The organism is Sphingomonas sp. Leaf407, assembly GCF_001425385.1.
GTDB lineage: Bacteria > Pseudomonadota > Alphaproteobacteria > Sphingomonadales > Sphingomonadaceae > Sphingomonas.
Genome location: NZ_LMQO01000008.1, coordinates 37,383 through 52,694 on the forward strand (window position 1 = coordinate 37,383; position 15,312 = coordinate 52,694).

Consider the following 15,312-nt stretch of genomic DNA (forward strand, 5'->3'; position numbering starts at 1 on the left):
GCGAAAATCGGCGGTTCAGGCCGGCGGGGCGGCGGGCGATCGGCGCGACCGGATTTTCAGGAAGACAAGACCGCACACCATCCAGACGAGCAGCAGGGCATAGGGCCGCCAGTCGGTTTCCAGACCGGCGAAGATCAGCAGGAACGCGCTGGCCGCGCCGCCATAGCCCGCGATCCGCAGGCGCCGCCGCCCCGGTTTGAAGGCGGCCGCGTCGTAGATGTCGGGATGGCGCTCCGCCACCCGGGCGGCGGCGACACAGATGCTGCCGTATTTCAGCAGGTTCGGGATGTTCACCGCGAGGAAGAGGAACGTCAGCTCCATCGGCAGCAGCAGGCCGACGCAGCCCAGAGCGAACACCGTGACCAGCGCGACATGCGGCGTCTGCCAGCGCGGATGGACCCGCCCCAGCGCCGATGGCAGCATGCCCGAAACGCCCATGGCGTACAGGCTGCGGCTGAACATCGCGAACAGCGCGTTGAGCGACTTGCCGATCGACAGCACCGCCGCCAGCACGACCAGCGGCGTCGCCCATGGCCCCATGAACCGCTTCGCCGCATCGAGGATCGGCGCGTCGCTCGCCCCCAGCGCATCGCCGCCCAGCACCCCCAGCGCGACGAAGCCGACCGCGAGATACAGCAACGTCGCCGACCCGATCGACAGCGCGATGCCCAGCGGAATCGTCCGGCGGCTGTCGGCGACCTCGGCCCCCGCTTCGGTCGCGGCCTCGATCCCGAAGAACAGGCCCATCAGTAACGGGGTCGCGGCGATCATGCCGGTGATGCCGTGCGGGAACAACGGCTGCAGCCGCGCGACATCCACCCCGCGCGACGCGCCCCACGCCACGAACACCGCGAACAGCAGCAGCATGCCGACCAGCAGGACCTTCTGCACCCGTGTCGCGATGTGCATCCCGAACAGGTTGGCGACCAGCGCGAGCGCCAACAGCGCGAGCATCGTCGGTTTGGTCGGGAGCGGCACCAGCATCGACGCATAGCGCACCAGTACCAGCGCCAGCACGACGATCGCGCCGACGTTGGCGACGATCCGCGCCCATCCGATGCAGAAGCCCCAGGTGGGATGCAGGAACCGCGCGGGCCACACGAACGACGCGCCCGACGCCGGGCAGGCCGAACCGAGAAAGGCATAGCTGACCGCGATGAGATACATCGGCAGCGCGGCGATGAGCGCGGAAAACAGCATCGCCGGCCCTGCGATTTTCGCGGCGGGGGCGATCGCCGAGAAGATCGACACGCCGACCGCGGTGCCGAGGCCGAGCGCCACCACGCCCCACAGATCGATGCGCCGGGCGAGCGTCGCGTCGCTCAACGCGCTGCCCCCGCCGTGATGAAAGCGCGCAGGTCGCGCATCAGCATGGCCCAGCTCGCATCGTCCGAATAGGCGACATGCCCCGCCGGATAGCGCCGGTTGCGGTAGCGGGCGGGGGGCAGGCTGCTCTGCGCGAACAGATAATCCGCCGCGCCGACCGTGGTGGTCAGGTCGTACAGCCCGGTGCCGACGAACAGGCGCAGCGCGGGTTCGGCGGCCATCGCCCGCTCCAGTCGCGCCATGAACGGCCAGTCGTTGAACGGTGAATCGCCCGATCCGTAGCGCCAGTCGCCGCCGCCCGGCGCGAGAACGCGGTACGCCGCCGGGTCCGCCACGCCGATCGCCGCCAGTTGCCCGATCACCGCCGTGGCATACAGGTCGGAGACGCCCGAAAAGGCATCGGGGCCGACGGTGTCCCCGGCATCGGCGGCACGCGGCGCGGTGTAGCGCGCGTCGTAGCGGCCGAGCACCCGGCCCTTCGCGCGCAGCAGTTCGACGCGGAACCGTTCCTTGGAAATGCGCAGGTCATGCGCGAGATACCACTCGCGCGGAATGCCGGTGAGCGCCGCGAGCCGGGTGGCCACCGCCGCGCGCGCCGCCGGGTCCAGCGCGCGGCCGCGAAACAGCGCGGCGAGATAGGCTTCGGCATAGGCCGACGCCTCGCGGGCGCTGCCGTCCGGCGTACAGGGCAGCGGGCGGACCCCGTGGTAGCAGGCGATCGCCGCCAGCGTCGGCAACGCCACCGGATAGGTGACGACATTGCCCGGCCGCTGCGACGTCTCGATCATGTTCAGCGCCTGCCCCAGCAGCAGGACGCCGCGCAGCTTCAGCGCCGGATCCTGTTCGCGCAGCGCATCGACCATCGCGGCGGCGCGGATCGTGCCGTAACTCTCGCCGAGGATGTAGAGCGGCGCGCCGCTGCGCCCGTGCGCCGCCAGCCATGCGCGCGCCGCCTGCGCCACCGCATCGGCATCGCCCTTGACCGAACGATAGAAGCCGGTGTCGGCATTGGCGGCGACGCTTGAAAAGCCGGTGCCCGGCGGGTCGAGGAACACGAGATCGGCGATGTCGAGCAGCGTGTCGGGATTGTCGCCGATGACGGCGGCGGCGGGCAGGGGGGTGGCGGGGTCCTGCGGCACGCGCGCCCGTTTCGGCCCCAGCGCGCCCATGTGGAGATAGGCCGACGCCGCGCCGGGGCCGCCGTTGAACACGAACAGCACCGGCCGGTCGGCCCCGCGCACCGTATAGGAAATATAGCCGGCGGTCGCGTCGGGGTGGCCCGGCCGGCTCGCGACCGGCACCAGTCCGGCTTCGGCGTCATAGGCGATCGTCGCACCGCGCAGGGAAATCGTGGCGGTGCTGCGTGCCTTGACGGCCGGCGGCGGCAGCGTCTGTGCGACTGCCGTGGCCGCCGTTAACAACGCCGCCAGCGCCAACGCCACCCATCGCATCATTCCCGTTCCTTCCCGCCGCTGTATCGGTCGCGATAGCGGATCAGGCCATCGGTCAGCGCCTGCAACCCGTAATCGACATCGGCGGGCGGGCGGGCGAAGCCGATGCGGATATGGCCGGGCGCGCCGAAATACTCGCCCGGCGCCACGATCACGCCGCAGCGCTCGGCCAGCCATTCCGAAAACGCCACCGTATCGTCGATCCCGACGAGCCGGGGAAAGGCGATGCAGCCGAACGGCGGCAGCGTGCCCGTCACCAGCCCCGCTTCGCGCCAGTGCGCGTGATAGGATTCCATGATCGGCCGCGCCCGGCGCAGGATGTCGGCGCGATACGCCTCGAACCGGTCGGGCCGTTCGAGCACCAGCGCGGCGACCGCGTGCGACAGGGTGGAGACGCCGAAGTCGATCTCGTCGGCCAGCGCGCGGATGCGATCGATCGTGCCGGGCGCACCGACGATCCACCCGCAGCGCAGCGTGCTGAGCCCGTGCGACTTCGTCAGGCTGTTGATGCTGACGATCGCGTCCGACAGCCGCATCGCCGGCGGCGGGCGCAGCGTCGGATCGATATAATCGGCATAGACTTCGTCGACGATCACCCGCGCGCCGTGCGCCTGCGCCAGCGCGCCGATGGCGGCGAGCGTGGCGGGGGGCACCGCCATGCCCGACGGATTGTGCAGGCTGGACAGCACGATCAACCGGGTGCGCGGCGTCATCGCGGCGGCGATCGCGGCGGGATCGACCGCGAAGTCGTCGCCCGACCGCTCGAACCGGTCGACGCCATAGCCATAGGTTTCGGCGATCTTGTGGAACAGGTCGAACCCCGGATTTTCGACCAGTATCCGGTCGCCGGGTTCGAGCAGCGCGCGGTAGATCAGCGACAGCGCGCCGGTCGCGCCGGTCGTACACAGGACCTGCCCGGGCTCGACGCCATAGTGCCGGGCGAGTTGGCCCACGACATAGGGATTGCCGCCGGTGAACGCGCTGGTGTAGCGCGCGGTGATCGTCTCGCCGAAGCCTTGCGCGATGATATCGCGCAGATGGTCGACCGGTTCGGGCACCGAACTGTCGAACAGCCCGACCAGCAGGTTGCGTTCGGCGCGCACCGCGCGGATCACGCGGCGGACCCAGTGCGAATAGGATTCGGACACCCCCGTCGCCGCGACCGGCCCGGTGGGCGGTGGCGGCGCGGATACGGGATCGGTCGGGTCCGGCCGGGTCATCGTCAGGGTCTGCATCCGCTCGTCAGGAGGGTCGCCGGCGCGTCGCCCGGCCGTGGCGGCCGGGCGGGCCGTCACTTCAGCTTGATCCGCGCGCCCGCGTAGAACCGGCGGCCGAGGATGTCGCCATAGGCGATCTGCGGATAGGATGGTTCGCGGTCGGTGAGATTGTCGATCCCGAAACGCAGCGCGATCTGCCCCAGATCGACCTGCGCCGACACGTCGTGGACCACGTTGCTGCGCAGCATCGGATTGGGCACCGTTTCGATCGACGCATTCGGCGCGGCCGCCGTCCGGTCGAGATATTCGAGCTGGTAGGTCAGGCGCAGCGGCCCCTTGGCATAGGCGGCGTTGAACCGGCCGACCCAGCGCGGCGACAGATAGGTGCCGTCGGTGCGGACGAAGGTGGTGCCCGTGACCGAGGTCGTCAGCAACGCGTTGCGCGTCGCCGCGGCACCCAGTTGCAGCCGCCCGAGATCGCCCCCGCCCAGCAGGTCGCCCAAGGCGAACTGATAGTCGACCAGATAGGTTTCGCCGCGATAGCGCACGACCCCGGCGTTGAAGGTGGTGGTGGTGCCGGTGGCGATGGTGCCGCCGGGGCTGACCCCGTCGCTGTTGGTGAGCCGGGTGAAGGCCCCGCACACCGCCGACGACGGGTTGGGATCGTCATAGCAGGCGGCGGCGAAATCGGCGGTCATGAACGATGACAGCCCGTCGGTCAGGTCGATCTCGATTCGGTCGGCGCTGATCGTGAGACCAGGGACGACCCGTGGCTGCAACAGGATACCATAGGTCCAGGTGTTGGAGATTTCGTTGCGCAGCGCGGTGTTGCCGCCGGTGGTGACGATCGCGCGCGGGAAATTCTCCGACGGGTCCTGGAACCGGGCGAGCCGGGCGGCGGCGCCTAGCCCCGCGCCGGTGCCGTCGGGATCGACGCCATAGCCCGGATTGGCGGTGAACAGCGCAAGGCAGTTGGCGCGGCGCACCGCCGGGTTGGGGCCGCTGGCGATCCGGTCGGCATCGCATGGGTCGAAGCCGACGGAGTTCAGCCCGCTGGCGGTCGGGGCGAGCAACTGGGTAAGCGTCGGCGCGCGGAAATTGCGGCTGCGCGATCCGCGCAGCGTCACGCCCCCGGTCACTTCCCAGCGCAACCCCAGATCCCAGACGTTCTGATGCCCGGCATAGCTGTTGTCGACATAGCGGAACGCGCCCTTGGCCTCCAGCAGCCGGACCAGCGGCAACTGGAAATCCCGGCCGATCAGGGGGACGACGAGTTCGGCCGACAGTTCATCGGTGTTATAGTCGCCCGATTGTGCCACCTCCCGCGCGCCGTTGCCGAAGCTGCCGACGCGATTGGCGGCCAGCGGGTCGAAGGCGGCGCGTTCGTTGCGATGTTCATAGGCGACGCTGAAGTCGGCATCGCCCATCGGCAGCTTCGCCAGCGTGCCGCCCAGCGTCGCGAGCAGATCGACCTGTTCGTTGGTCCAGTCGATGCCGGCGCGGGTGCTGACATAGTCGCGCGCCGCCGCGCCGACATTGCCGTCGCCGAACGGGTTGATCGGCGCGCAGGCGGCATCGTCGTTGGTGGTGATCGCATCGGCGTTGATCGCGCAGACGATCCGCCCGCCGCTCAGCGCCGCGCTGACCGCGTTGCGGAAGCGGGTGTTGACCACCTGCCAGTTGCGCTGTGCCCCGTCGACCCGCGCATAGCTGCCGGCGAGCGACCAGTAGAATTCGCGGTCGCCGACATCGAACCCGCCGTCGAGCGCCAGCGCGGCGCGATAGGTTTCGGTGCGGGTCGTCTGGTCGGTGGTGGGGGTCAGGTCGTAGAAATATTTCGAGAGATAGAGCGGCGCGCCGGCGGCGAAGCCGGCATTGGCCCCCGCCAGCAGCGTCCGTGCCTGCGTCGACAGGAACGGGTTGGTGATCGTGAAGGGGATCGGGCCGGCGTAGTTGCCGGCGTTCAGCGTGGTATAGCTGTTGCCCTGCGGAATCTCGGTGCCCGTCGTGCGGGCATAGAGCAGTTCGCTCGACAGGGTGATGCGATCGGTCAGGTCGTAATGGCCGATCAGATTGGCGGTATAGCGCTCGACGCCGGTGCGTAAGCCCGCCAGCGCCTGATACTGGAAACCGTCACCGCCCGATGCGAACGGAATCCCCTGAATCGCGCCGGTGTCGTAGCGCACGACGCTGCCGTCCGGTGCGAACTGCAGCGCGTTGCCGCTGCTGCGCGCGAGGAACTGGGGAACCGGGGCGGGGCGGGTGAAGACCACGCCATTGCGGTTGAACGGCCAGAAGGCGGCGTTGAAGATTTCCTTCACCGCCGGAATCCCGTCCGCCGGGCCGGTGTCGGCCGCGTTGCCCACGGTCAGCCGCCCGCGATTGGACAGCGGACGGGCATCGAACATCAGCGTCGGCGATTTCGAATAGCCCAGATCGATCGCGATGTTGCCGCGTCCGCCGGCGAAGTTCATCCCCGCCGTCGCCCGCAGGCTGGGCGTCGCATAGTCGCCGCGTTCGGAAATGCCGTTCTGCGCATCCAGCACGAGGCCGGAAAAATCCTTCTTCACGATATAGTTGACGACGCCGGCGATCGCATCCGATCCATAGACGGCAGCACCACCACCCTGATACACCTCGACCCGGTCGAGCAGGCCGAGCGGGATGATGTTCGCATCGACGAAGGCGTTGCCCACTCCGTCGCTCGAGCCGATCCCCGATCCGGTCGTGACCATGCGCCGTCCGTTGAACAGCGTGAGCGTGCGGCCGGTGCCGAGGTTGAAGAGATTGGGTGCCTGAAACCCCGGCCCGCTGCTGTCGCCGCTGCCGTTGGCCTGGTTCAGCACCGGCGCGTTCGACGGCAGGTTGTTGAGCGCGTCGGCGGCGGTGACGAAGCCGCGATCGGTGATCGCCTGCGCGGTGATCTCCGCGACCGGCGAGGCCTTGTCCAGCCCGGCGCGGCGGATGCGCGATCCGGTGACGACGATCATGTCGTCGGCGGCGGGGGTGGCATCGGTGGCGATCGACGCTTCGACCGGCTGCTGCGCCCGTGCCGGCAGCGCGGCCAGCGCGGCGAGGATCGCGGTCGGTGCCATCAGGCTGCGGACCATTCCGAACTGTACGTGCTGCATGAAGCCCCCTTGCTGTCGTTTGCCCCGGACCGCGCGGCATGGATGCCGTCTGCGGTCCGTCCCTGAGCGGCAGCATAGCGTGGGCGGCGGGGCATTTTTCGGCGTTGCGGCGGGCTTCGCGGCGGCTTCGGGTTCGCAATGATGCGATTATGCCGGTTCGGCGCAAAAATTATGCGCCGTTTCGCAGAAACCCCGCAAGCTCCTTGCCGAACCGCGCCGTTTCGCGTGGGTCCTCATACATCATGTGGCCGCCGGCATAGCAGCGCAGGGTGAAGCGACGCGGCAGGTCGCCGGGCAACGCGGCGACCGTGGCGGCGTTGCCCGCGCAACTGTTGAGCGAATCATACAGGCCGGTCGCGACCCATGCCCGCAGCCGGGGGGCCCTGGCCATCGCCCGCTGGATCCACGGCTGCGACGCGCTGGGCGGACCTTCGCCGGCCATCGCCCGCGCCAGCGATTCTTTCGTGATCGGCGACTGGTCATAGCGCCACTGGCCGCCGACATCGCCCGCCGGGCTGTCGATCCCGGCATAGCGCCCGGCGGTATAGCCCAGCGCCCGGCGGTAGTAGTCGAGGACGACCGCATCGTCCTGCGCCTGCTGCGCCCGCGCGGTCCGGCGCATGTCGAAGATGTCGAGCGTCTTCCCCTCGGCTGCGAGCAGCCGGGTGCGGAAGTCGCGCGGCGAAACCCACAGCGTCGCCGCATCGATCGTCGCGGGATCGAGCCCCTGATAGCGGGCGAGCGCGGCGACGATCGCCGCGCGGCGTGCGGGTGGCAGTGCGGCGGGATCGGCCAGCGCCGGGGCATAGACGGCCTCCGCCCAGCGCTCGACCTCGGCCAGCGTCGCCGCCCGGTCGCGTTGCAGCTCGGGGGCAAGCTTGCCGAGCGCGAGGGCGGTCGCGGTCCGGTTGACCAGCGATAGCGCGCGCCGGCGGTTGGCCTGTCCCTCCTCGCCCAGCGGGATGCCGCCGGAAATCAGCGCGACGCCGGCGACCGGGATGCTCCGCTCGACCAGCGCTTCGGCGACGCCCGAGGCGCGCCACGTACCGAAGCTTTCACCGACGAGGTTGATCGGGCTGGCCTCCCGGCGATAGCGCTGGCGGAAATCGCGGACGACATCGGCGGTGACGGCGATGTCGGCGACCGTGCCATAGAAGGCGGCGGCCCGTGCCGGATCAATGGCGTGGCTGAAACCGGTGCCGACCGGATCGACGAACACCAGATCGGTGGCGGCGAGCGGACTGTCCGGGTTGTCGATGAGCGCGCCGTCCCGCAGGACGCGCGGCCCGATCGCGTGGAACTGGAGCGTGCGGGAATCCGCGCCGGGGCCGCCGTTCCACACGAAGCTGAGCGGGCGGCGCGCCGCGCCGGGGACCAGATAGGCGGTATAGACGATCCGCGCCTGCGCGCTGCCGATGCGGACCGGCAGCGCGCCGACGCAGGCGACATAGCCAAGGGTGCGTCCCGCGATGCGCGCGCTGTGCCGCGTTTCGACCGCGTCGGGCGCGCAGGTCCGCGCGGCGGCGGGCGCGGCGGCCATGGCCAGAATCATGCCCGTCAAAGCCCATCGGATCATCGCGACACTCCCTTTGTCCGCCGGGGTAGCAGCAATCCGGCGGCAGGATTATGCACAGATCGCGTGCGGCGATCGACCGGCGACCGGGGCGGTCGATCGACCGGCCGCAGGACGCAAGATTTATGCGGGCCGCCCGCGCTAGGCTGTGGCACGAACGGGTGGAGACGGCGGTGGTCGACGGGGTGACGCGGCGCGGAGTGCTGGCAGGCGGGGCGATGCTGCCGCTGGCGGCGCGCGGCATGGCCGCGCCCGTGCCCGCGCCGACCCTGCCTGACCGCGCGAGCTTCGCCGCCATGCCCGGAACCTATCTCGACAGCGGGACGATGCACCCGCTGCCGATCGGTGCGCGCGATGCGGCGCGGGCGTATCTCGACCAGCGCGCGACGATGGACGGCTATTTCCCGACCGACGCGGTCGAGGGGCGGGTGAAGGCGAATTTTGCGCGGCTCATCAACGCGACCCCGGCCGAGATCGCGTTCGTCCAGAGCACTACCGCCGGCGAACAGGCGGTGCTCGACGCGCTCGGCTTTCCGGCAGAGAAGGGGCGGATCGTCACCGATACGCTGCATTTCTTCGGGTCGTTCTATCTCTATCAGGAACTGGCGCGACAGGGGGTGGAGGTCGTGTGGCTGCGGCCGCGCGCCAACCGCATCGCGATCGACGACATCGAACGCGCGATCGTCCCCGGCACGCGCCTCGTCGCGCTGTCGCTGGTATCGACCTACAACGGGTTCGAACACGACCTGAAGCGGGTGTGCGAGATCGCCCATGCGAAGGGCGCGCTGGTCTATGCCGACATCATCCATGCCGCCGGCACGGTGCCGATCGACGTGCGCGCCAGCAACGTCGATTTCGCCGCCTGCGCCAGCTATAAATGGCTGATGGGCGATTTCGGGCTGGGCTTTCTCTATGTCCGCGCCGACCTGCACGACCGGCTGCGGCGGACGCGGTACGGCTATTACCAGCTCGACCGGTTCGACCCGCATGTCTATCCGTTCGATCCCCCCGCGACGAACCCCGACTATCCGGTCGCCGACGTGATGCCGAGGCGCGACATGGAGGGGCTGTTCGCGGGCGGCACCCATGCGCATGTCGTGCCGGCGATGCTCGACTGGTCGCTGGAGCATATCCTCGCGCTCGGCGTCGAGCGGATCGCGACGTGGCGGCAGCCGCTCCTGCACCGGCTGCATGCCGGGCTTGCCAGTCGCGGCTATACCGTCGTGACCCCGCCCGAGAGCCGGACGCCGCTCGTCACCTGCGTGCTGGAGGGCGCGCGCGAACGGCTGTCCGCGCCGCTCAAGGCAGCGAAGGTGCAGATCACCCTGTCGCGCAATCGCTTCCGGGTGAGCCCATCGGTGTTCAACACGATCGACGATGTCGAGCGGCTGCTCGCCGCGCTGCCGCGCGCCTGAACCTTCAACGAAAGAACCGATGCCGATGCGCCGTCTCCTGCCCCTCGTCGCGCTGTTGCTCACGCCCGCCGCGCTGCCTGCGCAGGACGAGGGGAGCGCGCCGATGTCGCCCGCGTTCCTGCGGGCGATGGAGCCGATGGTGCCGCGCGATGCCGCCAGCGCGCGGGTGGTGACGACGCAGGCTCGCATCACGCTGAACGGTCGCCCCTTCGCCTATCGCGCGATCGTCACCGAACAGCCGATGCCGGGGGCCGACGGTGCGCCGGTCGCTGTCGCGGTGAGCTATGCCTATGTCGCCGACCGCGTGGGCGATGCGGCGAAGCGGCCGGTGCTGTTCCTGTTCAACGGCGGGCCCGGGGCGTCGTCGTCGCCGCTGCATATGCAGGCGTTCGGGCCGCGCCGGATGGTCGGCACCGGCGATGCCGCGCATCTGGAGGACAATCGCTTCACCCTGCTCGACATCGCCGATCTGGTGTTCATCGATCCGGTCGGCACCGGGGCGTCGATGCCGGTCGCGGGTAGGGATGCGTCGCCCTATTTCGGGGTCGGCGGCGATGCGCGCGGGGTGGCATCGATGATCGAGCGGTGGCTGGCGGCGAACGGGCGGACCGCCTCGCCGGTGCTGCTGGTCGGCGAAAGCTATGGCACCGCCCGCGCGCTGGCGATTTTGAACGAGACGATGGCCGCGAAGAAGCCATTGCCCGATGGCGTCGTGCTACTGTCGTCGGCGATCGGCGACAGCGACGGGCCGGTGGTGTCGGACGCGGTGCTGTTCCCCACGCTGGCGGCGGTCGCATGGTATCACGGCGCGGTCGATCGCGCAGGGCAGGGGGTCGCGGCGTGGTATGACGCGGCGCTGCACTTCGCGCAGACCGACTATGCCGCCGCGCTGATGCAGGGCGCGTCGCTGCCGGCGGCGGACAAGGCGCGGATCGCGGCGCGCATGGCGGCGTTCACCGGCCTGCCCGCAGCGACGATCATGGCGAAGAACCTGCGGCTCGAACGGCGCGACTTCATGCTCGGGCTGCTCGCCGACAAGGGGTTGCGCACGGGCCAACTCGACGGGCGCGCGACCCGCGCCCTGGCCGACAGCCGGCTGCGCCCGCCGTTCGACGATCCGTCGATGTCGCTGGGGATGGGCACCGCCAGCCTGATCGAACGCTATCTGAAGGACGATCTGGGCTATGCGGTGCCCAGCGCCTATCGCAGCCTGAACCTCGGCATCAATTTCAAATGGAGCTGGGACAAGGAGTATGGCGGCAGCTACCGCGCGGCGGCGTTCGCGCCGTATCTGACCGCCGCGATGGCGGCGAAACCGACGCTGCGCCTGTTCGCTGCGGGCGGGTATTACGACATCACCACCCCGGTCTATGCCGGACAGTTCGCGATCGAGCAGCAGGGCGTGCCCGCCGGCCGCGCGACGTTCCGCCGCTATGCCGCCGGCCATTCGGCGTTCGAGGATGTGGAGGCGCTGGCCGCGCTGAGCGGCGACCTGCACCGCTTCGTGGAGGAGGTGGTCGCGGCGCGGTGACGCGGGCGACCCCCATTGGGACCGATCGACATTCCTTCGCGCGTCGTCACCCCGGACTTGTTCCGGGGTCCACCTGGCCGCACATGCGGTCGATCGAGGCTCAAGCTATGCCGATTGCCGAGCCGTGGACCCCGGAACAAGTCCGGGGTGACGAAAGGGACGGCCGTTTCGGCCGAAAATGACGAAGACTGGCCGGAAATGCTGAACGTCGACCGGCCCTAAAACAGAAATTCATCCGCCACGTCATGGCCCGGCGCGGCACCCGCCGCCGCCGGGGCGGTGGCGGGCAGCGTCAGGCGCGGGGCGGGCGCGAACGGCCTGATTCCGAACGCCGGATGGATTTCGGACGGGAAATACAGCGTGCCGTCCTTCACCACCATCGCGATACGGTGCAGTTCGCCCAGGTCGCGGGTCGGATCGCCCGGCAGTAGGAGGAAGTCGGCCAGCTTGCCGCGCGCGATCGATCCCAGTTGCTGGTCGCGGCCCAGATAGCGTTCGGGGCCCAGCGTCGCGAGGCGCAGAACCTCGGGGATCGGTATCCCCGCCTCGGCATAGATTTGCAGTTCGCGGTGGAGCGACAGGCCGGTCTGGTCGTCGGTGCCGGGCAGCAGGCGGATGCCGCGATCGTGCAGCAGCTTCAGCGTCTGGCGCACCTTCGCCATCGCTCCGTCGTAGGCCGCGGCATCGGCCGGCCCCGCGATCGGGGCGATCGCCTGACGGCGGCGGCGTTGCAGTCCGATCGGCAGATGGTCGATATAGCCCGCGACCGACGGGTTGGCGATGCCGTCGCGCCCGCCCATCAGCAGCTCCAGCGTCACCGCCGTAGGATCATGGGCAATATTGCCCGCGACCATCCGGTCGATCGTCCGCCGCACGCGCGGCGACGCCAGGTCGAGCGTCGCGGTGCGGCGCATCGCGGTCAGGCGCAGCGGGGTGCGGGTATCCTCGCCCGGGGCCAGCACCCAGCCCAGCATGAGCTGGTTGATGTGCGTCACCTCGTCATAGCCCGCGTCGATCATCGCGTCGGCATCGGTGAAGGCGGGGACATGGCCGGTCACGCGCATCCCCAACCGGTGCGCCTCGCGCGCGATCGCCGGCACCCACGCCGGGTTCATGCTGTTGTAGATCTTGATCTGCCAATAGCCCCGCGCGGCATACCAGCGGACGGCATCGGTCGCCCCGGCGGCGCTGTCGGCGACGATGCCGAGCCGCGCGGAATAGGGGCTGCGCCCTTCGAGAAAGCCGTTGGCGGTGATGCGCGGCCCCGCCACCTCGCCCGCGCCGATGCGGCGGATCAGGTCGGGCAGGAAGCCGTTGTCGTTGCCCATGTCGCGAACCGAGGTGACGCCGGCCGCCAGATAGAGCAGCGCGGAATCGAGGCCGACATGCGCGTGCATGTCGTGCAACCCCGGCAGCAGCGTGCCGCCCGCGCCGTCGATCATCGCCTCGCCGGGCGACGCGGGCACGTCGAGGGGCTGGATGCCGGTGATACGCCCGTCGGCGAACACCACCGACACCGGAGGCCCGAGCGTCGCGCTGACCGGGTCGAACACGCGCACGTTGCGGATGCGCACCGGTGCGTCGATGCGGTGGGCGAAGCGGCGCTGGAGCGCAGCATAGCGCTCCGCCGTCAGCCGCGTCGCCAGCGCGGCGAGTGCCGGCACGTAGCGCTCATGCCCCTCGCGCACCGTCGCGCCGCCGGACCCCAGCACCGCGAACAACGCCTCGTCACCATCGAGCAGGATCAGTTCGGGCGTCAGGTCGATGCCGCCGATCGCATAGGCGTGATAGGCGGTGCCGCCGATCGTCTGGACCCCGAGCCGCTCGATCCGCACCTGCCCGCCGGGAAGTGCCGGGAGCGTGCCGCCCGGTGCCTTCAGCAGCGCGCGGGCATAGAGGCCCAGCGCCCATGGGCTGGCGGCCTGCCCCAGATACAGCGCCTTGCCATCGAGCTTGCTATCGCGCGGTCCGCCCGCGTCGGTCCAGCGGGCGACGGCGGCATCGCGGGCGAAGCGTTCGTGAACCGCGCCGCCGAACGTCCCCGTGCCGTCCAGCGTCCAGCGGCGCGGCAACCCGTCGCGGTCGAGCTCGATCGCCTCGTCCATCGTCGGGCCGCGCCCGTTGTTCTTGACGTCGTGATGGATTGCGACGTGATCGCCGTTGCGCGTGACGGTGACGCTGCCGACCTTTTCACCATTGGCGATCACCGACAGCCGCTCGTGCGTCTGCGCGGCGGCCGGGGCGGTGCCGGCCAGCAGCGCGGCGAGGAGCAGGCGGGCCATCATCGGCCGCACGTCCGGTACAGATGGGCGGCGGCGGCCAGATCCTGCACCGCATGGCCGAGCGATTTATAGAGCGTGATGTCGGTCGGGCCGGTCCGCCCCGGCGTGCGGCCCAGCAGCACCTCGCCGATCTCCGCGACGATATGGTCGTCGGTGACGAGGCCGGCATCGCGCGCGACGAGGAATTCGGCGGCGGCATCGCGCGCCGAGGCGGTGCTGTCGGCGATATAGCGGCTGCGCATCACCAGCGCGCTGTCGACCTCGACCGGGCCTGGGCCGCTCGATCCGACGAGGTTCACATGGGTGCCGGGCCGGACCCATTCCCCCCGGACGACCGGCTCGGCGGCGGCGGTCAGCGTGCAGATGACGTCGGCCGCGCCGCACGCGGCGGCCAGATCGTCGGCGCGTTCGCACGGCAGATCGGGGAAGGCGGCGACCACCGCGTCGGCGCGTACGGCATCGCGGCCCCAGACCAGCACCCGGTCGAACCGGCGGACCAGCGGCAGCGCGCGCAAATGGGTATGTGCCTGCCCGCCGGTGCCGACGATCAGCAGCGTGGCGGCATCGGCGCGGGCCAGCGCGTCGGTCGCGACCGCGGTGGCGGCGGCGGTGCGGATATGGGTGATCTCCTCGGCATCGGCGACGGCAACCGGCCGGCCCTCGACCGGTTCGAACAGCACGACGAGGCCCCGGTGACGGCGCTTGCCGGGTGCCTGGGGGTCGGCGAAGACGCTGATCGTCTTGGTGCCGAACATCTCATGGTCCCCCAGCGCGCCGGGCATCTGCGCGAACGTCCGCCCTGGCCCCAGCGACAGCATCGTGCGCAGCAACTGGCGGGTGGTGCCCGCCGACAGCGCCATCATTGCCGCGCGCACCACGGCGATGCAGTCGCCGTACCCGAGCCCGGCGCGCACCGCCGCGCTATCGAAGATCGCCAGTTCGTCGCGTAGCATCCCTATTCCCCAACGGCCTGTCGGGCATCAGCCTACCCCGAGAAACGGGCAAATGCTTGCCGATCGATCGCATCCATGGTCAAACGGCGGCCGGTTCAATTCGCCTTTCACCGGAACTGTGCATAATCATGGCTGACGCCCTCGACCGCCTCGACCTCAAGATTCTCGACCGGTTGCAGATCGACGCCTCCGAATCGTCGAGCGAGATCGCCGACCGGGTCGGCCTGTCGCAATCGCCGTGCTGGCGCCGTATCCAGCGGTTGAAGGACGAAGGCTATATCAAGGCGCAGGTCGCGGTGCTCGATCGCGAGAAGTTCGGCGAGAGCATGTATATCTTCGCCCAGCTCAAGATGGGCCGGCTGAGCGACGACGCGCGCGACCGCTTCATGCGCGCGATCGAGGATATTCCCGAGATCACCGAAGCCTATACGCT

10 protein-coding genes are annotated in these 15,312 nt (G+C 69.9%); 3 read left to right on the plus strand and 7 right to left on the minus strand.

Translation table 11 applies throughout. The annotated features are described in order from the left end of the window. Nucleotides 1–15 precede the first annotated feature (15 nt). The 5 genes from ASG37_RS16920 to ASG37_RS16940 all read right to left on the minus strand — a co-directional run bounded on the left by ASG37_RS16920 (nt 16) and on the right by ASG37_RS16940 (nt 8,701). The gene (locus ASG37_RS16920) at nt 16–1,326 is read right to left on the minus strand and encodes an APC family permease (RefSeq protein WP_055763239.1); all 1,311 of its coding nucleotides are present in this window, start codon (nt 1,324–1,326) and stop codon (nt 16–18) included. After that, nucleotides 1,323–2,780: a S10 family serine carboxypeptidase-like protein gene (locus tag ASG37_RS16925; protein ID WP_055763242.1), complete on the minus strand. Its 1,458-nt coding sequence runs from the start codon at nt 2,778–2,780 to the stop codon at nt 1,323–1,325. Before ASG37_RS16925 ends, ASG37_RS16920 begins: the two co-directional genes overlap by 4 nt. Next, on the minus strand, nt 2,777–4,012 hold the full coding sequence (locus tag ASG37_RS16930) for a pyridoxal phosphate-dependent aminotransferase (protein WP_235525127.1): 1,236 nt from the start codon (nt 4,010–4,012) through the stop codon (nt 2,777–2,779). The genes ASG37_RS16925 and ASG37_RS16930 overlap by 4 nt, the downstream gene beginning before the upstream one ends. A 56-nt stretch (nt 4,013–4,068) precedes the next feature. Further along, complete coding sequence (locus tag ASG37_RS16935; RefSeq protein WP_055763245.1) at nt 4,069–7,125, minus strand: TonB-dependent receptor plug domain-containing protein; 3,057 nt, start codon at nt 7,123–7,125, stop codon at nt 4,069–4,071. A 169-nt stretch (nt 7,126–7,294) separates the two neighbouring features. Next, on the minus strand, nt 7,295–8,701 hold the full coding sequence (locus ASG37_RS16940) for a S10 family serine carboxypeptidase-like protein (protein WP_156349052.1): 1,407 nt from the start codon (nt 8,699–8,701) through the stop codon (nt 7,295–7,297). 122 nt (nt 8,702–8,823) lie between these two features. On the opposite strand from ASG37_RS16940, the gene ASG37_RS16950 reads away from it, so the two are divergent. Together ASG37_RS16950 and ASG37_RS16955 are read left to right on the plus strand one after the other, a co-directional pair. After that, on the plus strand, nt 8,824–10,113 hold the full coding sequence (locus ASG37_RS16950) for an aminotransferase class V-fold PLP-dependent enzyme (RefSeq protein ID WP_055763253.1): 1,290 nt from the start codon (nt 8,824–8,826) through the stop codon (nt 10,111–10,113). A 19-nt stretch (nt 10,114–10,132) separates the two neighbouring features. Then, entirely contained in the window at nt 10,133–11,644 is a 1,512-nt protein-coding gene (locus ASG37_RS16955; protein WP_235525128.1) for a S10 family serine carboxypeptidase-like protein, read from the plus strand. Between the two features lie 218 nt (nt 11,645–11,862). On the opposite strand, the gene ASG37_RS16960 is transcribed toward ASG37_RS16955, so the two are convergent. Continuing rightward, a complete protein-coding gene (locus ASG37_RS16960; RefSeq protein ID WP_235525129.1) occupies nt 11,863–13,929 on the minus strand; it encodes an amidohydrolase family protein in 2,067 nt (688 codons plus the stop codon). Further along, complete coding sequence (locus ASG37_RS16965) at nt 13,926–14,879, minus strand: ornithine cyclodeaminase family protein (protein ID WP_055763258.1); 954 nt, start codon at nt 14,877–14,879, stop codon at nt 13,926–13,928. Before ASG37_RS16965 ends, ASG37_RS16960 begins: the two co-directional genes overlap by 4 nt. 128 nt (nt 14,880–15,007) lie before the next feature. On the opposite strand from ASG37_RS16965, the gene ASG37_RS16970 reads away from it, so the two are divergent. Continuing rightward, nucleotides 15,008–15,312: Lrp/AsnC family transcriptional regulator (locus tag ASG37_RS16970; RefSeq protein WP_156460582.1), on the plus strand; the 305-nt coding region annotated here is incomplete at its 3' end.

What these genes read in the sequence shown, in the direction of transcription:
- ASG37_RS16925 (WP_055763242.1), bottom strand. Translation starts at nt 2,780, where the DNA reads ATGATGCGATGGGTGGCGTTGGCGCTGGCGGCGTTGTTAACGGCGGCC.
- ASG37_RS16930 (WP_235525127.1), bottom strand. Translation starts at nt 4,012, where the DNA reads ATGCAGACCCTGACGATGACCCGGCCGGACCCGACCGATCCCGTATCC.
- ASG37_RS16935 (WP_055763245.1), bottom strand. Translation starts at nt 7,125, where the DNA reads ATGCAGCACGTACAGTTCGGAATGGTCCGCAGCCTGATGGCACCGACC.
- ASG37_RS16940 (WP_156349052.1), bottom strand. Translation starts at nt 8,701, where the DNA reads ATGATCCGATGGGCTTTGACGGGCATGATTCTGGCCATGGCCGCCGCG.
- ASG37_RS16950 (WP_055763253.1), top strand. Translation starts at nt 8,824, where the DNA reads ATGCGGGCCGCCCGCGCTAGGCTGTGGCACGAACGGGTGGAGACGGCG.
- ASG37_RS16955 (WP_235525128.1), top strand. Translation starts at nt 10,133, where the DNA reads ATGCCGATGCGCCGTCTCCTGCCCCTCGTCGCGCTGTTGCTCACGCCC.
- ASG37_RS16960 (WP_235525129.1), bottom strand. Translation starts at nt 13,929, where the DNA reads ATGATGGCCCGCCTGCTCCTCGCCGCGCTGCTGGCCGGCACCGCCCCG.
- ASG37_RS16965 (WP_055763258.1), bottom strand. Translation starts at nt 14,879, where the DNA reads ATGCTACGCGACGAACTGGCGATCTTCGATAGCGCGGCGGTGCGCGCC.